14 protein-coding genes and 1 riboswitch are annotated in these 18,203 nt (G+C 71.5%); of the genes, 6 read left to right on the forward strand and 8 right to left on the reverse strand.

What is annotated here, in order from left to right; translation table 11 throughout:
• Positions 1-112: 112 nt before the first annotated feature.
• The 3 genes from RIU97_RS10965 (at position 113) to RIU97_RS10975 (ending at position 2,268) form a co-directional block, all read left to right on the forward strand.
• Positions 113-1,363 (forward strand): MFS transporter, encoded by a 1,251-nt coding sequence (locus RIU97_RS10965; protein ID WP_404962807.1) that lies wholly within the window; start codon positions 113-115, stop codon positions 1,361-1,363.
• 243 nt (positions 1,364-1,606) lie between these two features.
• Positions 1,607-1,837 (forward strand): hypothetical protein, encoded by a 231-nt coding sequence (locus tag RIU97_RS10970; RefSeq protein ID WP_404955685.1) that lies wholly within the window; start codon positions 1,607-1,609, stop codon positions 1,835-1,837.
• Positions 1,834-2,268, forward strand: coding sequence for a hypothetical protein (locus tag RIU97_RS10975; RefSeq protein ID WP_404955687.1), 435 nt, complete (start codon positions 1,834-1,836; stop codon positions 2,266-2,268). Before RIU97_RS10970 ends, RIU97_RS10975 begins: the two co-directional genes overlap by 4 nt.
• Before the next feature lie 75 nt (positions 2,269-2,343).
• On the opposite strand, the gene RIU97_RS10980 is transcribed toward RIU97_RS10975, so the two are convergent.
• The 4 genes from RIU97_RS10980 to RIU97_RS10995 form a co-directional block, all read right to left on the reverse strand.
• On the reverse strand, positions 2,344-2,994 hold the full coding sequence (locus RIU97_RS10980; RefSeq protein ID WP_404955689.1) for a thymidine kinase: 651 nt from the start codon (positions 2,992-2,994) through the stop codon (positions 2,344-2,346).
• A gap of 65 nt (positions 2,995-3,059) precedes the next feature.
• Positions 3,060-4,262, reverse strand: coding sequence for an alkaline phosphatase family protein (locus RIU97_RS10985; protein ID WP_404955691.1), 1,203 nt, complete (start codon positions 4,260-4,262; stop codon positions 3,060-3,062).
• Positions 4,262-4,861 carry a DUF5998 family protein gene (locus RIU97_RS10990; protein WP_030009684.1) on the reverse strand — a complete coding sequence of 200 codons (600 nt, stop codon included), beginning with the start codon at positions 4,859-4,861 and terminating at the stop codon, positions 4,262-4,264. The genes RIU97_RS10985 and RIU97_RS10990 overlap by 1 nt, the downstream gene beginning before the upstream one ends.
• A gap of 50 nt (positions 4,862-4,911) precedes the next feature.
• Positions 4,912-7,764, reverse strand: a complete 2,853-nt coding sequence (locus RIU97_RS10995) for a GNAT family N-acetyltransferase (RefSeq protein WP_404955694.1) — start codon at positions 7,762-7,764, stop codon at positions 4,912-4,914.
• 184 nt (positions 7,765-7,948) lie between these two features.
• Here RIU97_RS10995 and RIU97_RS11000 point away from each other — a divergent pair, with 184 nt between their 5' ends.
• The gene (locus RIU97_RS11000; protein WP_030026990.1) at positions 7,949-8,230 is read left to right on the forward strand and encodes an HPr family phosphocarrier protein; all 282 of its coding nucleotides are present in this window, start codon (positions 7,949-7,951) and stop codon (positions 8,228-8,230) included.
• Between the two features lie 311 nt (positions 8,231-8,541).
• Here RIU97_RS11000 and RIU97_RS11005 read toward each other — a convergent pair whose 3' ends face one another.
• The 4 genes from RIU97_RS11005 to RIU97_RS11020 form a co-directional block, all read right to left on the reverse strand.
• Positions 8,542-9,219 (reverse strand): GntR family transcriptional regulator, encoded by a 678-nt coding sequence (locus tag RIU97_RS11005; RefSeq protein WP_404955697.1) that lies wholly within the window; start codon positions 9,217-9,219, stop codon positions 8,542-8,544.
• Positions 9,220-9,403: 184 nt separating this feature from the next.
• A complete protein-coding gene (locus tag RIU97_RS11010) occupies positions 9,404-10,204 on the reverse strand; it encodes a M23 family metallopeptidase (protein ID WP_404955699.1) in 801 nt (266 codons plus the stop codon).
• Between the two features lie 12 nt (positions 10,205-10,216).
• A riboswitch (cyclic di-AMP (ydaO/yuaA leader) is annotated at positions 10,217-10,376 on the reverse strand.
• Between the two features lie 217 nt (positions 10,377-10,593).
• Positions 10,594-11,961, reverse strand: coding sequence for a M16 family metallopeptidase (locus RIU97_RS11015; protein WP_404962808.1), 1,368 nt, complete (start codon positions 11,959-11,961; stop codon positions 10,594-10,596).
• Between the two features lie 20 nt (positions 11,962-11,981).
• Positions 11,982-13,331, reverse strand: coding sequence for a pitrilysin family protein (locus tag RIU97_RS11020; protein WP_361762468.1), 1,350 nt, complete (start codon positions 13,329-13,331; stop codon positions 11,982-11,984).
• A gap of 262 nt (positions 13,332-13,593) precedes the next feature.
• On the opposite strand from RIU97_RS11020, the gene RIU97_RS11025 reads away from it, so the two are divergent.
• The gene (locus RIU97_RS11025) at positions 13,594-16,050 is read left to right on the forward strand and encodes a DNA topoisomerase (ATP-hydrolyzing) subunit A (RefSeq protein WP_404955702.1); all 2,457 of its coding nucleotides are present in this window, start codon (positions 13,594-13,596) and stop codon (positions 16,048-16,050) included.
• Between the two features lie 107 nt (positions 16,051-16,157).
• The gene (locus RIU97_RS11030) at positions 16,158-18,200 is read left to right on the forward strand and encodes a restriction endonuclease (RefSeq protein ID WP_404955704.1); all 2,043 of its coding nucleotides are present in this window, start codon (positions 16,158-16,160) and stop codon (positions 18,198-18,200) included.
• The last annotated feature ends 3 nt before the right edge of the window (positions 18,201-18,203 follow it).

The raw sequence follows: 18,203 nt of genomic DNA on the forward strand, positions 1-18,203 counted from the left end.
TGGTTGTGAATTGCTGGCAGATTGGTTGTTTGACCTGCTGTTGTGATGCGGGCTTTGCTCTTACTGGTCAACGTCGGTTTGTTCGGGTGGGACATTGTGGGGTGCGCTGAGCGTGATGGGCAGGAGACGGTTGGGCCGGCAGTTCGGGTGGCTGTGGGCGGCGTATGGGGTCAGTACGTTCGGCACGTGGCTCGCGTTCGACGCGTTCGCTCTGATCGCGATCCTTGTGCTGCACGCCGGGCCGACCGAGGTGTCGGTGCTGGCAGCCGCGGGGCTGGCGGTGGGGGCCGCGGTGGCGGTGCCGCTCGGGCCGTGGGTGGAGTTTCGTCGCAAGCGGCCGGTGATGGTCGCGATGGACCTGACCCGGTTCGTGGCACTGATGAGTGTCCCCGCCGCGTACGCGCTCGGTCTGCTTAGTTTCGTCCAGCTCTTGGTTGTGTCCGTCGTCGTCGGTGCGGCCGACATCGCCTTCAACGCGGCCAGTGGCGCGTATCTGAAAGCGCTCGTGCGGCCGGAGGACCTGCTCGTCGCGAACGGGCGGTTCGAGTCCACGACCTGGACCGCCACCGTGCTCGGACCGCCGGTCGGCACGGCCGCGATCGGGCTGTTCGGCCCGGCGATGACCGTGGTGGCCAATGCGGTCAGCCATCTGCTCTCAGCCACGGGAATCCGTGCGATCGGCGGCAGTGAGCCGCGCCCCGTGCGCACCGGCGTGGACGGGGCGCGGCTCCGGCCCGGCGACCTGCTCGAGGGGTGGCGGCACATCCTGACCCACCCGGCCCTGCGCCGCCTGTTCTTCAACACGGTCCTGGTCAACGGCCTGATCCTGGCAACCTCGCCGCTGCTCGCCGTCCTCATGCTCGGCGACCTCCGGTTCGCCCCCTGGCAGTACGGCCTCGCGTTCGGCCTGCCCTGCGTCGGCGGCATCATCGGCTCACGGCTGGCCCGCCGACTCGTCGCACGGTTCGGACGGCACAAGGTCTTGCTCACCGCCGGGGCACTGCGCGCGTGCTGGACGCTCGGGCTGACCTTCATCCAGCCCGGCGTGGCCGGGCTCGTGCTCGTCATCGCGGTCGAGTTCGGACTGATCACGTGCATGGGCGTGTTCAACCCGGTGTTCGCCACCTACCGGCTCGAGCAAGTCCCGCCGGACCGGATCGCCCGCACCCTGTCAGCGTGGTCGGTCACCAGCAAACTCACCATCGCAGCCCTCACCGCGATGTGGGGTCTGCTGGCCGGCATCACCGGCCCCCGCACCGCGATCGCCATCGCCGGTCTGCTCATCCTGATCACCCCCTTCCTGCTTTCCCGGCACGACCACGCGCCGCACCACGAGGGGGATCTGGTCCGGAGCAAAACGTGACACACCGCGACCCGCAGCCCGCCCGAAAACAGGATGCGGCCGGTCCGCCGATGCGCGTCCCGTCCCATCACTGGCTGTCCGCGAGTAACTCGGCGGCGTGCCAACTGCACTGCCGGACTTTCTGATCACAGCCGCAGCCGCCCCGCCGTCAATGCCCCTGCTCGGCCTCCGTCTGAAGCCACTGGCCGGCATGAGCGCCGACCTGCACCAGTAGCACTCCAGACCTCTCATATATGGTCATCTGTGAGAGGTCTGAGAACGGGCCGAGGAAGATCACTCCCATTCTTCGACAAGGACATCACCCCGGAGCCCCTGCGCAGCCAGATCTACGAGCGAAACCTGCAGAAGTATGGTGACAAGCTGGGTCCGACGATCGATTGGCTCGGGGCACGTGGCAAGACCTGGGAACAGATCATCGAGAGTGCGACGCGCACCGGCGGACAAGATCTCGGCCTGGGTAAGAAGGCGGAATGATCACAGTTCAGTCGTTCGACCGCTACGGCGAATGGGCCGGCTTCGAACCAGCCACAGGATCACTGGATGTCCACCGCGGATACGGACCCGCACCACAGTGCGCGCCGAGCCCAACTGGGCACTACGGCAGGCTGGGTGACCTCCTGGTGGTGTTCTACCGATACGAAGCGGCCCTGTACCTCCGCATCGGCGATCATCACATTGAAGTGGGGAGCAGCCCGGAGGCACGGCACGAACGCTTCGAAGGCCACTGCCGACTGACCATTGGCAGCACGTCCATCGAATACCCCGCTCCGCCGGTCCTGATCGACCCTGCCCAGGACCCGACACCCTTCGCAGAGCCCGAAGACTTCGACATCGGCCTGTTCGTGGCCGATGTTCTCCGGAGCCCAGCGCGAAGAACCGCCCTCTACCTGCCGGAACACAGCTGATCCGGCCCCCGTCGACCTCCCGAGCCACCGGCTCCAGGAGGGCGGATCCGAAGCCCGGCCCCTATGGTGTCTACGTCAGGCGTGGTTGACCGGGAGGACGTCCGGGGAGAGGGCGCCGGCGTGGGCGGAGGCCGAGGTCATGCGCTTGCGGTGGTGGCGGCGGCAGAGGACCTCGTAGCCGATCTCCTCCGCCGGGCGGTTCACGTCACCGACGACGACCTGGGCGCCCTCGACGACCATCTCCCCGCCCACCGTACGGGCGTTGTGGGTGGCGCGGGCGCCGCACCAGCACAGGGCCTCCACCTGGAGTTGCTCCAGCCGGTCCGCCAGCTCGATCAGCCGCTGGGAGCCCGGGAAGAGCTTGGTGCGGAAGTCCGTGGTGATGCCGAAGGCGAAGACGTCCATGTCCAGGTCGTCGACGATGCGTGCCAGCTGGTCGATCTGCTCCGGGGCCAGGAACTGCGCCTCGTCCACGATCACGTAGTCCGCCCGGCCGCCCTTCGACAGCTGGGCGACCAGGTACGCGTACAGGTCCATGCCCTCCGGCGCCTCGATCGCCTCCGTCACCAGGCCGAGGCGCGAGGACAGCTTGCCCTCCCCCGCCCGGTCGTCACGGGTGAAGATCACGCCCTGGAGTCCCCGCGCGTCGCGGTTGTGCGCGATCTGGAGAGCCAGCGTGCTCTTTCCGCAGTCCATCGTTCCGGAGAAGAACACCAGCTCGGGCATGGGAAGTACGGGACCTTTCGGTTCGTGGGTCGGAGTGCGGGACGGGAGGAGGGTCAGGAGCGGGGTCAGGAGCGGATTTCGAGCAGCGGGACCAGCTGCTCCGCCGCGGTCATGGAGCCGTGCATGCCGACGAGCGCGGACTCGTTCGGCTCGTTGCGCGAAGCGGTGATCGCGACGTCGGCCTGGGCGGCGGCGACCACGTCGCCGATGCGTCCCAGCACGCGCTCGTCGCACTCCCCCGGCGCGCCGAACCAGCCCAGGTCCAGGGCCTCTTCGCGGCTCGCGACCCAGAACCGGTCGCCGAGGACCTCGCGCCACACGGTCAGTACGTCGTTCTGCGCGCCCGGCACCGCGTACACGTGCCGGGCCCGGCCTTCGCCGCCCAGCAGGGCCACGCCGGCGCTCAGCTCCCAGTCCTCGTCGAAGTCGATCCGGGAGTCCTCGTCGAAGGGGACGTCGACCATGCCGTGGTCCGCGGTCACGTACAGGGCGGTGCGCGGCGGCAGCTGCTCGGCGAGCCGCTGCACGAGCCGGTCGACCAGCATCAGCTGGCCGCGCCAGGCGTCGGAGTCCACGCCGTGGCGGTGGCCGGCCCCGTCGAGCTCGCTGAAGTACGTGTAGACGAGCGAGCGGTCGCCGGCCGCGAGCTGGATCGCCGCGAGGTCCATCCGCTCCTCGCCGGTCATCCGGCCGTGGAAGGTGCCGCCGCTCAGCGCGATCTTGGTGAGCGGGGTGGTCTGGAAGGCGGGCGAGGACACCTGGGCGGTCGCCACGCCGGCCTTGTCGGCCAGCTGGAAGACCGTCGGGTACGGCTGCCAGGGCTTCGGCTGGGTCCACGGGTGCCAGCGGAGCTGGTTCATCAGGTCGCCGGTGGCCGGGTTCCGCACGGCGTAGCCGGGCAGGCCGTGCCGGGCGGGCGGCAGGCCGGTGCCGACGGAGGCCAGCGAGGTGGCCGTGGTGGCCGGGAAGCCCGCGGTGATCGGGCGGCCGGTGCCGCCGCGCGAGCTGCCGAGGAGGGAGGTGAGGTAGGGGGCCTCGTCCGGGTGGTCCTTGATCTGCTCCCAGCCCATGCCGTCGACCAGGAACACGCAGTTCCGGTCGGCCGGGGTCAGCTCGGCGATGGCGGCGGTGAATCCCGGGACGCCCTGGCCTGCCGCGAGCGTGGGCAGCAGGTCGGCGAGCGATCCGGTGCCGTACTCCGGGACGGGGGCACCGGCCAGGTCCAGCAGCTCAGGCTCGGGCCAGTTCTGCGCCGCGGAGTACGCCATCAGCGGGCGGGGGTGGAGGACGTCGCCGCAGTGGCCTCGGAGAGTGCCTGCGCGAAGACCAGGGTCTGGCGCACCGCCTCGGGTCCGTCGCCGGCCTCGCTGACCCGCAGGCTGAGGTCGTCGGCGGTGGAGTTGCCGGTGTAGCCGTGGTCGGAGTCGCAGTTCGGGTCGCCGCAGGCGGCCGGCTCCAGGTCGATCCGCGAGACCGCGCCCCAGCCGATGGTCAGGACGACCTCGCGGGGCAGGGTGCCCGGCGTGTAGGACTCCGGGTTGGCGACGACACGGCTCAGCACCACGGAGGAGATGCTGGACAGCTTGACCGACTCGGTGGAGGTGGTCGCGTACGGGGACGGGGACCCGGCGTCGGCGGCCTGCTCGTCGGTGTGGCTGACGATGAAGCGGTTGCCGGTCAGGACCAGCACGGTGACGTGGCGGCGCACCTCGTTGGAGTCGAAGGTCGTCTCCTGGTGGACCAGGTACGACGAAATCGGCTCGCCGCCCACCGCGGCCTCCACGGCCTCGGCCACGAGGGCCGGGTAGTAGCCGCTGCGCTCGATCGCCGTGCGCAGCCCCTGGGTCGTCGTACCGGATTTCGCCATGAGGTCCATCCTAAGGCCCGTACGGGGCCCCTAGGCCGCGTCGTACTCGCTCAGTAACTGGGGAGGGTCCGCGGGCCGAGGTCGCCGCGGGCGGGCGGGTGCGCTACGCGGACGGTGGCGCTGAGCACGGAGAGCCCCTCGGCGGCGACCACGACGGGCTCCAGGGAGACCCCGATCACCTCGGGGTGGTCGTCCACCAGGCGCGACAGCCGCAGGAGCAGCTCCTCCAGTGCGGGGGTGTCCACGGGGTCGCTGCCGCGCCAGCCGAAGAGGAGGGGTGCGGCCCGGATGGAACGGATCAGTCCGGCGGCGTCCCGGTCGGTGGCCGGAACCAGCCGGTGGGCGGTGTCGCCCAGCAGTTCGGAGGCGACGCCGGCGAGCCCGAAGGAGAGGACGGCGCCCGCGGCCGGGTCGATGACGGAGCGGACGACGGTGTCGACCCCGCGCGGCACCATGGCCTGGACCACGGGCTGGAGCTCGGCCGGCTTGCCCAGCACCTCGGTGAGCTCCTCGTACGAGCGCCTCAGCTCGGTCTCGTTCGCGAGGTCGAGCCGTACGCCGCCCAGGTCGGCGCGGTGGCGCAGGTGCGGGGCGGTGGTCTTCAGCGCCACCGGGTACCCCAGGACCCCTGCGGCCCGGACCGCCGCGTCGGCGCTGGGCGCGGGCAGGGCGGACCGGACGCCGATCCCGTACCGGGCGAGCAGCTCGCGGGCGTCCCACTCCGTCAGGGTCAGCACGGCTCCGCCGTCGACGTCGGCCAGCAGCCCGGCCAGCTGGGCGGCCGCCCCGGCCTCGTCCACGTCGTCGAACTCGGGGACGTGCCCGCCCTCGGCGAGGCCGCGGCGCCACTGCCCGTACCGGACGGCTTCGGCGAGGGCCCGGACGGCCCGCTCGGCGGCGGGGTAGCTGGGGATCCGGTCACCTGCCGGGGGCTTCTCCACCGCGCCGCCCGATTCGTCCCGCCCGGCGTTCGAGGGCACGGGCGGGTAGGGCACGTACGGTGCCGGAGACGGGGTCCCCCCGCGGCGGAGCCGCATGTCCGGTGCGTCGGGAGGGGGCGGGGTGGGGGAAGGGCCCCGCGTGGCGGACAGGGCTTCGACGAGCTCGCCGAGCTCCACGTGCACCACGGCCACGGGCTTGCCCGGGACCTCGGCCACGGCCTCCCGCAGCGCGTCGGCCAGGTCGTCGGCCAGTGCGTGTTCGCTCACCCAGGGAATGGCCGTGACCACGACCGCGTCGCAGTCCTCGGAGGCGAGCGCGGCGGCCAGGGCGGCCCGGAAGTCCTCCGGCGCGGCCGCCGTCGTCAGGTCGAGCGGCGGCAGCGGCCGCAGGCCCTGGGCCAGGCAGGCGTCGTAGGTGAGGACACCCAGGGACTCGGAGTTGCCGAGGATCGCGATCCGGGGCCCGGCGGGCAGCGGCTGCGCGGCCAGCAGGAGGCCGACGTCCACCAGCTCCGTGACCGTGTCGACCCGGATGACGCCGGCCTGCCGCAGCAGGGCGGAGACGGTGGCCTCCGGCAGCCTGGTGCCGGGGACGACGTGCCCGGCCGGGGTGTGCCGGCCGCCCTTGGCGACGACCACCGGCTTGACCGCGGCCGTCCGGCGGGCAAGGCGGGTGAACTTCCGCGGGTTGCCCAGGGTTTCGAGGTACATCAGGGCGACGTCGGTGGCCTCGTCGTCGTACCAGTACTGGAGGATGTCGTTGCCGGAGACGTCGGCCCGGTTCCCCGCGGAGACGAAGGAGGACAGGCCCTCGCCGCGCCGCAGCAGCGCGGAGAGCAGGGCGATGCCGATCGCCCCGGACTGCGTGAAGAGGCCGATCCGGCCCCGCATCGGCATCGGCGCGGGCGTCAGCGAGGCGTTGAGCTCCACCTCCGGCGCGGTGTTGATCACCCCGTAGGCGTTCGGTCCGATCAGCCGCATCCCGTACGAGCGCACCTGCCGCACCAGTTCGCGCTGGCGGGCCAGTCCGGCCTGACCGCTCTCCCCGTATCCGGCGGACAGGACGACGAGCCCCTGCACGCCGTGCTCGCCGCAGGCGGCCACCGCGTCGGGGACCCGCTCGGCAGGAACGGCGATCACCGCGAGGTCGACGGGGGCGCCGATGGCCCCGATCGTGCGGTAGGCCCGTACGCCGTCGAGCAGATCGCGCGTGACGGCCTCGTTGACGGCGTAGAGGTGGCCGTGGAAGCCGCTGTCCCGGAGGTTGCGGAGGGCGGCCGCGCCCACGCCGGCGCCGGAGCGGCTGACTCCGATGACGGCGACCGAGCCGGGGGCCAGCAGCCGCTGCACCGAGTGGGCCTCGGCGCGCTGTTCGCGGGCGCGCTGCACGGCGAGGGACTCGGCTGTGGGTTCGAGGTCGAGGGTGAGGTGGACGGAGCCGTCCTCGAAGCTGCGCTTCTGCTGGTAGCCGACGTCCGTGAACACTTTGATCATCTTGGTGTTGGCGGGCAGCACCTCGGCGGCGAACCGGCGGATGCCGCGCTCCCTGGCCACCGCCCCGATGTGTTCGAGGAGGGCGGAGGCGACCCCGCGGCCCTGGTGGGCGTCCTGGACGAGGAAGGCGACCTCGGCCTCGTCGGCGGGTTCCGAGGCGGGCCGGCCGTCGGGGCCGATGCGGTCGTAGCGGACGGTGCCGATGAACTCCCCGCCGATGGTCGCCGCGAGGCCCACCCGGTCCACGTAGTCGTGGTGCGTGAAGCGGCGCACGTCGCGGTCGGAGAGCCGGGGGTAGGGGGCGAAGAACCGGTAGTACTTCGACTCGTCGGAGACCTGCTCGTAGAAGCTGACGAGCCGGCCCGCGTCCTCGGTGGTGATGGGCCTGATCCGGGCGGTGCCGCCGTCGCGGAGGACGACATCGGCTTCCCAGTGGGCCGGGTACGAGGGGTCCGACTCGATGGTCATGGGGCCACCTTAAGGCCGGGAGGGGCCGGGCAGCCCCCGCGCGGCGCATGAGGCAACACAGGACAAATAAGTGCAAGCTGGGGAAGGTCGAACGGCGGCAGGTTCGGGCCGAAGGTCGGTCGGAGCATTCCGGGCGTCGTGAGAGACTGGTCTAGACAACCGTAAGAACCTGAAGGGCATCACCATGGCAGAGCGCCGCGTCAACGTCGGCTGGGCCGAGGGCCTGCACGCTCGTCCCGCCTCGATCTTCGTCCGTGCGACGACCGCTTCCGGCGTCCCGGTGACCATCGCGAAGTCCGGCGGCGACCCCGTCAACGCCGCCTCCATGCTGGCGGTTCTGGGCCTGGGCGCCCAGGGCGGCGAGGAGATCGTCCTCGCCTCCGAGGCCGAGGGCGCGGAAGCCGCACTGGACCGCCTCGCCAAGCTGGTCGCCGAGGGTCTCGAGGAGCTCCCCGAGACCGTCTGACCCTTCGGGTTCGACCCACGCCGTACCGCGCCGAGGCCGCGGCCCCCGCTCACCAGGGGGCCGCGGCCTCGGCGTCTGCCGTTCGCCGCCCGCCTGGATCCGCGGTGCCCGACCGGGCGCCGGACCGTCGGGAAGCCGGTAATGCGCGCACGGCGGGCTCCACCGGAATTCAGCTTCGCGGGAAATTCGGCAGCCGGAAATCAATTCCGGCCGCGATCCACCCATGCCACTCGCGCCACTCACGCCGGAATTCACACCGGCCGCGAATTCCGGCGGCAGTGCCCGACGCCATCCTTTGTATACGTCTCCTGTTAATGCCGGCCGCTCGACATGTTTACGGCAGGTTGCGAAGTGCTCACCGCCGGGCGGAGCCGCAGCCGGTGCGCGCCCACGGCCCGGTCGGCGTGGACCATGGTCAGCGCCCGCGCCCGCTCCGCGTCCCCCCGGGCCACCGCGTCCACGATCGCGCCGTGCTCCGCCCAGGACTCCACGGGCCGCACCGGCGCCTCCACCACGTACATCCACGCCACCTTGTGCCGCATCTGCGTAAGCAGCGCGACCAGCCCGGGGCTGCCGGAGGCCTGCGCGAGCGTCTCGTGGAACCAGCCGCCCAGGGACCGCAGATCCTCCCCCTGACCCCGCCTGGCCCGCTCCTGCCCCAGCCTGACCAGCCCGCGCAGCACCTTGAGGTGCGCCTCGGTGCGCCGCCGGGCGGCCCGGGCGGCCGCCAGCGGCTCCAGGAGCATCCGCACCTCCAGGAGGTCCGCGGCCTCCTGCTCGGTCGGCTCGGCCACACAGGCCCCCGCATGGCGCCGCGTGGTCACGAAGCCCTCGGACTCCAGGGTCCGCAGTGCCTCGCGGACCGGGACGCGCGAGACTCCGTACCGGCGGGCCAGCACCTCCTCGGTCAGCCGGCCGCCCGGCTCGAACACCCCGGAGACGATGTCGTCGCGGATTGCTGTGCATACCGCGTGCGCAGGAATACGCAAGACCGAACCTCCGCCTATTTCCGACTGCCAGCCTCATTGCACGCACATGCGCGTGCTGCGACTCTATTGCAACACACGATAATTTCCGAGAGCGGCCGGAAAAGCGAAACATTTGCACAAAGACGCAACACGAAGGCCCCGGCTCGGGGAGCCGGGGCCTTCGGTGAAGCGGTGCGGGACGGGGTCAGAGGCTGACGCCGTGCGAGCGCAGGTACGCGATCGGGTCGATGTCCGAGCCGTACTGCGAGCCCGTGCGGGCCTCGAAGTGCAGGTGCGGGCCGCTGGAGTTGCCGGTGGAGCCCGACAGGCCGATCTGCTGGCCGGGGGTGACCTGCTCGCCGACGGAGACGTTCAGCGAGGTCATGTGCCCGTACTGGGTGTACGTACCGTCGTTGTGCTTGATGACGACGTTGTTGCCGTACGCGCCGCCCCAGCCGGCCTCGACGACGGTGCCGACGCCCACCGCGTGGACCGAGGTGCCGGAGGCCGCGTGGAAGTCGATGCCGGTGTGGCTGCCGGAGGACCACATGCCGCCGCCCGCGTGGTACTGCGTGCTGACGTACGAGCCGTCGACCGGGGCGACGAAGGTGTTGAGGCGCTTGCGCTCCTCCTCGCGGGCCGCACGCTCGGCGGCGTCGCGCTCGGCCTTCGCCTTGGCCTCGGCGAGGCGCTTGGACTCGGCGGCCTTCTGCTTGGCCTCCGCCTCCGCCTGCGCCTTGGCGGCGGCGTGCTCGGCGGCGCGGTGCTGGGAATCGGCCTGGTCGGCGATGTCACCCGCGAGGTCCTCGGCGACGACCACGGCACCCAGCCCGTTCTCCGGGGCGGAGCTGCTGTGGTTGTCCGCGGCGAAGGCCGGGGCGGCGAGGGAGCCGACGACACCCGTGGTGGCGATCGCGGCGATACCGGCGTAACCGGCGGTCTTCTTGCTCAGACGGCTGGAGCCACGGTGCTTACCGGTACCAGCGGGACGACTGCCAAACGCCATGAAGGGTTTGATCCTTTCCTTCCTTCTCGCCTACCGGGTTAGCTGACGGGTTCGGAGCAGGAAGGTCTCCTACGGGCCTCCTCTTGCGAGGGGGTCCGATTCACCCCAGGGACTCATGTGGGTCCCCGGCTCCCCAGGCTCGCGCCTGACGGGGACTCGGCGATCGCTGTCCGGTGCCGCGGGTGCGGCGGGCACAACTGACGGACAGCACGCCCGACGCTAGGCGGATCATCAGTCAATCGCCAAACAGACGCGCCTTTTTGTTGCGTACGCCACACCCCATACAAGCAACCTAGCCACCAAACGGACAAAAGGGGCTCCGGCGGATAAGCCCGCCAGAGCCCCTGCGCGATCCGTCCGTCGACCGTCAGCCGGCCGTCACCGACAGGTCAGTTGGTGACGACCGTGACGTCACCGATCCCGAGGGCGCGCACCGGCTCCTCGATCACCGCCGCGTCGCCCACCAGGACCGTGACCAGGCGGTCCGCCGGGAAGGCCTTCACGACCGCCGTGGTCGCCTCCACGGTGCCGGTTTCGGCGAGGCGCGCGTACAACTGCGCCTGGTAGTCGTCCGGCAGCTCCTGCTCGACCTGGTCGGCGAGGGTGCCGGCGACCGAGGCCGCCGTCTCGAACTTCAGCGGGGCCACGCCCACCAAGTTCTGTACGGCCACGTCGCGTTCGGCGTCGGTCAGACCGCCCTCCGCGAGGGTGCGCAGTACCTTCCAGAGGTCCTCCAGCGCCGGTCCGGTGTTGGGGGTGTCCACCGAGCCGCTGATGGCGAGCATCGAGGCGCCCTTGCCGTCGGCGGTGGAGCGCAGCACCTGGCCGAAGGCGCGCACGCCGTAGGTGTACCCCTTCTCCTCGCGCAGCACCTTGTCCAGGCGGGAGGTGAGGGTGCCGCCCAGGCAGTACGTGCCCAGCACCTGGGCCGCCCAGACCTGGTCGTGGCGGTCCGGCCCGGTCCGGCCGATCAGCAGCTGCGTCTGGACCGCGCCGGGCCGGTCCACGATGACCACGCGGCCGGTGTCGTCGGCGGTCACCGGCGGCACCGGAAGGGCCGCGGCGGTGTTGCCCGTCCACGCGCCCAGGGTGTCCGCCAGCACGGCGTCCAGGTCGATGCCGGTCAGGTCGCCGACGACCACCGCGGTGGCGGTGGCGGGGCGTACGTGGGCCTCGTAGAAGGCGCGTACCGCGGCGGAGTCGATCCGGGCCACGGTCTCCTCGGTGCCCTGGCGCGGCCGGGACATCCGCAGGGACGCCGGGAACAGCTCCTTGGAGAGCTGCTTGGCGGCGCGGCGCTGGGGGTTGGCCAGCTCGTGCGGGATCTCGTCGAGCCGGTTGCGCACCAGGCGGTCCACCTCGGCGTCGGCGAAGGCGGGGGCGCGGAGCGCCTCGGCGAGCAGGCTCAGCGCCTTGGCCAGCCGGGAGGCCGGGACCTCCAGGGAGACCCGGATGCCCGGGTGGTCGGCGTGCGCGTCGAGAGTGGCGCCGCAGCGCTCCAGCTCGGCCGCGAACTCCTCGGCGGAGTGCTTGTCGGTGCCCTCGGAGAGCGCGCGCGCCATGATGGTCGCCACGCCGTCCAGGCCCTCGGGCTCGGCGTCGAGCGGGGCGGCGAGATTGACCTCGACCGCGATCACCTGCTGGCCCGGCCGGTGGCAGCGCAGCAGGGTCAGCCCGTTGGACAGCTCCCCGCGGTCGGGGGCCGGGAAGGCCCACGGCTGCGGCTCGCCGGCCTGCGGGCGCGGGTGGAAGGTCATCGTGACGGCTGCGGTGTCGCTCACTGCTCCGCCCCCTCGTTCTCGTCGGACTCATCGTTCTCGTCGTCGTCTGCCGCGATCGGCTCGTAGACGAGCACCGCGCGGTTGTCCGGGCGCAGTCGGGCCGCGGCCACGGCCTGAACCTCCTCGGCGGTGATGTCGAGGACGCGCTGGACGGCGGTCAGCGCCAGCTGCGGGTCGCCGAACAGCACCGCGAAGCGGCACAGTTCGTCGGCGCGGCCGGCCACCGTGCTCAGCCGGTCCAGCCATTCGCGCTCCAGCTGCGCCTGGGCGCGCTCCATCTCCTCGGCCGTCGGGCCCTCGGCGGCGAACCGCGCGAGCTCCTCGTCCACGGCCGCCTCGATGGCGGGGATCTCGACGCCGCTGGAGGTCTTGACGTCCAGCCAGCCCAGCGAGGGCGCGCCGGCCAGGCGCAGCATGCCGAAGCCCGCCGCGACGGCCGTCTGGTCACGGCGTACCAGCCGGTTGTGCAGCAGCGAGGACTCGCCGCCGCCCAGGATCGTCAGCGCCACGTCGGCGGCGTCGCACTCACGGGTGCCGTCGTGCGGCAGCCGGTAGGCGGCCATCAGCGCGCGGGCCGGGACCTCCTCGACGATCTCCTCGCGCAGCTGCTCCCCGATGACGTCGGGCAGCGAGCCGTCGCGGGGCGGCTGCTTGCCGTCGTGCGCGGGGATGGTGCCGAAGTACTTCTCGACCCAGGCGAGGGTCTGCTCGGGGTCGATGTCCCCGACGACCGAGAGCACCGCGTTGTTGGGCGCGTAGTACGTACGGAAGAAGGTGCGCGCGTCCTCCAGGGACGCGGCGTCCAGGTCGGCCATGGAGCCGATCGGGGTGTGGTGGTACGGGTGGCCCTCGGGGTACGCCAGGGCGGTCAGCTTCTCGAAGGCCGTGCCGTACGGGACGTTGTCGTACCGCTGGCGGCGCTCGTTCTTGACGACGTCGCGCTGGTTCTCCATGGACTCGTCGTCCAGGGCGGCCAGCAGGGACCCCATCCGGTCCGCCTCCAGCCAGAGCGCGAGCTCCAGCTGGTGGGTCGGCATCGTCTCGAAGTAGTTGGTGCGCTCGAAACTGGTGGTGCCGTTGAGGGAGCCGCCGGCCCCCTGGACCAGCTCGAAGTGCCCGTTGCCCGGAACGCTCGCCGAACCCTGGAACATCAGGTGCTCGAAGAGGTGAGCAAGGCCGGTACGCCCCTTGACTTCGTGGCGCGAGCCGACGTCGTACCAGAGGCAGACCGCGGCGACCGGGGTCAGGTGGTCCTCCGAGAGCACCACGCGCAGGCCGTTGGCCAGCCGGTGCTCGGTCGCTGTCAGGCCGCCGGAGCCGGCCTGGGCTGTGGCCGTGTGACCCATGGGCATGTGGTCCCTTCGATCGCGATGCAGAGATTTCCGTCAGACCTGCCACTGTATGCAAGCGCGTCGGCCGCCGGATAAGTTCCCGGGTCACTCCCCCGGGGTCGGAGTCGGCGTTGTCGGTGCCTCGGGCCACAATGGTCCGCGTCATACCCCCGTCCGGACACCCGCCCCCGGCAAGACCGGCCAGACCCAGCCAGACACCCAGCAGACCAGCCAGACACCCAGCACACCCCATTCTTGGTTAAGGAGCCGCGCAGCGATGGCCCGCCGCAGCACGAAGACCCCGCCGCCGGAGGATTTCGAGGAGAAGATCCTCGACATCGACGTCGTCGACGAAATGCAGGGCTCCTTCCTCGAGTACGCGTACTCGGTGATCTACTCCCGCGCCCTGCCCGACGCCCGGGACGGCATGAAGCCGGTGCACCGCCGCATCGTCTACCAGATGAACGAGATGGGGCTGCGCCCCGACCGCGGCTACGTGAAGTGCGCCCGTGTCGTCGGCGAGGTCATGGGCAAGCTCCACCCGCACGGCGACGCCTCGATCTACGACGCCCTCGTGCGCATGGCCCAGCCCTTCTCCATGCGGCTCCCGCTGGTCGACGGCCACGGCAACTTCGGATCGCTCGGCAACGACGACCCGCCGGCCGCCATGCGTTACACCGAGTGCAAGATGGCCGATGCCACGTCGCTGATGACGGAGTCGATCGACGAGGACACCGTCGACTTCACCGCCAACTACGACGGCCAGGAGCGGGAGCCGGTCGCCCTGCCCGCCGCCTACCCGAACCTGCTGGTCAACGGCGCGTCCGGGATCGCGGTCGGCATGGCCACCAACATGCCCCCGCACAACCTCGGCGAGGTCATCGCGGCCGCCCGGCACCTGATCCGCCACCCGCAGGCGGACCTGGAGGCGCTGATGCGCTTCGTGCCGGGTCCCGACCTGCCCACCGGCGGCCGGATCGTGGGCCTGTCCGGGATCAAGGACGCCTACGAGAACGGCCGCGGCACCTTCAAGATCCGTGCGACGGTGGCCGTGGAGAACGTGACGGCGCGCCGCAAGGGCCTGGTCGTCACCGAACTGCCCTTCACGGTCGGCCCCGAGAAGGTCATCGCGAAGATCAAGGACCTGGTCGGCTCGAAGAAGCTCCAGGGCATTGCCGACGTCAAGGACCTCACCGACCGCTCGCACGGTCTGCGCCTGGTCATCGAGATCAAGAACGGCTTCCACCCGGAGGCCGTCCTGGAGCAGCTCTACAAGCTGACGCCGATGGAGGAGTCCTTCGGCATCAACAACGTGGCGCTGGTCGACGGGCAGCCGCTGACGCTGGGCCTCAAGGAGCTGCTGGAGGTCTACCTCGACCACCGCTTCGAGGTCGTCCGGCGGCGCAGCGAGTTCCGCCGCACCAAGCGCCGGGACCGGCTGCACCTGGTCGAGGGCCTGCTGGTGGCGCTCATCGACATCGACGAGGTCATCCGGCTCATCCGGGACAGCGACAACTCCGCGCAGGCCAAGGCCCGGCTGATGGAGCGGTTCTCGCTGAGCGAGATCCAGACCCAGTACATCCTGGACACCCCGCTGCGCCGGCTCACCAGGTTCGACCGGATCGAGCTGGAGTCCGAGCGCGACCGGCTGACCGGCGAGATCGACGAGCTCACCGGGATCCTGGAGTCCGACACGGAGCTGCGCAAGCTCGTCTCCACGGAACTGGCGGCGGTCGCGAAGAAGTTCGGCACCGCGCGCCGTACGGTGCTGCTGGAGTCGGCGGGCACCGCGGTGGCGGCGGTTCCGCTGGAGGTCGCGGACGACCCCTGCCGCGTGCTGTTGTCCTCGACGGGCCTGCTGGCGCGCACGGCGAACGGCGATCCGCTGCCGGAGGAGGAGGGCGGCGCCCGCGCCAAGCACGACCTGATCGTCTCGCAGGTCGCGGCGACGGCCCGCGCCGACGTCGGCGCGGTCACCTCGTACGGGCGGCTGCTGCGGCTGTCGGTGATCGACCTGCCGCAGCTGCCGGACACGCACGCCGCGCCGAACCTGGCGGGCGCCGCCCCGGTCTCGGAGTTCCTGTCCGGGCTGGAGGCGGACGAGAAGGTGATCTGCCTGACCTCGCTGGACGAGTCCTCGCAGGGCCTGGCCCTGGGCACCGAGCAGGGCGTGGTCAAGCGCGTCGTGCCGGACTACCCGGCCAACAAGGACGAGCTGGAGGTCATCACCCTCAAGGACGGTGACCGGATCGTCGGCGCGGTGGAGCTGCGCACGGGCGAGGAGGACCTCGTCTTCATCACCGACGACGCCCAGCTGCTGCGCTACCCGGCGGGCCAGGTCCGCCCGCAGGGCCGCCCGGCGGGCGGTATGGCGGGCATCAAGCTCTCCGACAACGCCAAGGTGATCCACTTCTCGGCCGTGGATCCCGGACGGGACGCCGTGGTGTTCACGGTGGCGGGCGCGCACGGGACGCTGGACGACTCGATGCTGTCCGGGAAGCTGACACCCTTCGACCAGTACCCGCGCAAGGGCCGGGCCACCGGTGGTGTGCGCTGCCAGCGGTTCCTGAAGGGCGAGGACGTGCTGGTGCTGGCCTGGGCGGGCGGCTCCCCCGTCCGCGCGGCGGCGGCGAACGGCACTCCGGCGGAGCTGCCGGCCGTGGACCCGCGCCGGGACGGCTCGGGCACGGCGCTGCCCGCGTCCGTCGCGGCGCTGGCGGGTGCCGCGCTGTAGGAGGTACGAGGTCATTCGGGTGGTACGTCCGGGGGACGTACCACCCGAATGGCGACTAGTGTTTTCCCTCTTGGCACTGTCGGGTGGGGCGGGGAGACACAGAGCTGATGAGTCGTCGGTCGGGCGGAGTGATCGGGGACTGGGCCGAGGCCCAGCGCCGGATGCAGCAGACGCAGCTGATCCAGCAGCGCGAGACGGAACGCCGGAGGCAGGGCCCGCAGACCTCCGACCGGCAGTACCGCGAGGCTGAGGCTCGGCGGCGTACGGAACGCATCGAGGCGGAAGTCGCCACGCTGCAGGGCCTGCTGGCAGCGGGGTGTGGGGCACCAGCGTTCCGCACGGCCGGACTGGTCCGATCCGAGCAGCTCGAACCCTTCAACCCGGGCACGCTGGCTCACCCCGTGCCGATGCCGCAGCTGCACCAGTTCCAGCAGCAGAGCACGGGCTGGACGCTCGGCTCGAACCGACGGGCGCAGGCCGAGCGCGAGGCACACGCCCGGTACACGCAGGCCTGGCAGGCCGCGCACGCCGCCGAGGCACAGCGACAGCAGCAGCTCGCGGCGTACCGGCAGCAGTACGACCGGTGGGCGGCTGAACAGCTCGCCGGGATCCGGGCACACAACAGCGGTCTCACCGAGCTGGCCGGGGCACTGCGTGCGCGCGACGCCGAGGCCGTGGTGGAGTACTTTTCGGCGGCCCTGTACGCCTCGACGGCATGGCCCGAGTCGCTGCCGAGGCAGCTGTCGGCCGCGTACGACCCGGAGGCGCGCCAGCTGGTGCTGGACTGGGAGGTGCCGGGGTACGCGGTGGTCCCTGCGGCCAAGTCGGTTCGGTACGTGCAAAGTACGGATCAGGACAAGGAGACCGCCCGCCCGGTCACACAGCGACGGGCTCTGTACCGGGACCTGCTGGCGCAGTGCGTGCTGCTGGTGGTGCGCGATCTGTACGCGGCGGACGAGTTCGGCGTACTGGACTCGGTCGTGGTCAACGGCTTCGTGGACGACCACGACCCTGTGACGGGGCAGGAGGCGCGGATCGTGCTCGCCGCAGTGTCGGCGGCGCGGTCCACCTTCGCCGGGCTGCGGCTCGAGCAGGTCAGCGCGGTGGACTGCCTGGTCGAGGGGTTGCGGGGGCAGCTCTCGGCACGGCCAGACCAGCTGACGGCGGTGCGTCCCGGGCGCCGGCCTGGCGAGGTGGGCGGTGTCGTCAGCCACGGCGGGCACGCGGGTGGCGACGGGGACGAGCCCGACCTCTTCGAGATGGACCCGATCGCCTTCGAGAACCTGGTGGCGGAGCTCTTCCGGGCGATGGGCATGGAGGCGGTGACCACCCAGCGGTCGGGCGACGGCGGGGTGGACGTCGAGGCGAGGGACCCGGCACCGATCCGGGGCGGGCAGATCGTGGTGCAGGTCAAGCGTTACCGGAACACCGTGCCGCCCACGGCGGTACGGGACCTGTACGGAACGGTCCAGGACAAGGGGGCGAACAAGGGGGTACTGGTCACCACCGCGTCCTTCGGGCCCGGGTCGTACACCTTTGCCAGCGGCAAGCCGCTGGAGCTGGTTTCCGGCGTCCAGCTCGTTGAGCTGCTGCACCAGTACGGGCTCCGCGGCCGCCTCGGCGGTGGTCCGGCGGCGCAGCGGACGCCGGAGTCCGCCCCTCCGGCCGACCACAACGTGCTCGGCATGTCCTGGTCGGGCCGGGTCGCGCTGGACGTGTGCGCGCTCGTCTGCACGGGCAACCGGGTGCTGAGCGAGGACCACTTCGTCTTCTTCAACAACCCGCGGACCCCGGACGGTTCGGTACTGGCCCGCGCGCACGCGGCGCCCGACAAGGCCGCCCTCGAGGTCTCCTTCGACGCCCTGCCGCGCGAGGCCGACCGGCTGGTCCTCGTGGCCGCCGTCGACCCCGAGGCCGACCCGCACGCCGACCTGGCCGGCTTCACCGAGGCCCGGATCCGGCTCCTCGACGCCTCCGGCGCGGAGGCCGGTCAGCTGGAGGTCTCCGACGGCCGGGCCGGCGAAACGGCGCTGGTGCTCGGCTCGTTCCGGCGTCGGCCGAACGGCGACTGGGACTTCGTGATCGGCGGCAAGGGCTACCGGGGCGGCCTGGAGGATCTGCTGCGGGAGTACGGCGTCGAGGTCGCCTAGGGT

This window comes from Streptomyces sp. 147326, assembly GCF_045000215.1.
Classification (GTDB): domain Bacteria; phylum Actinomycetota; class Actinomycetes; order Streptomycetales; family Streptomycetaceae; genus Streptomyces.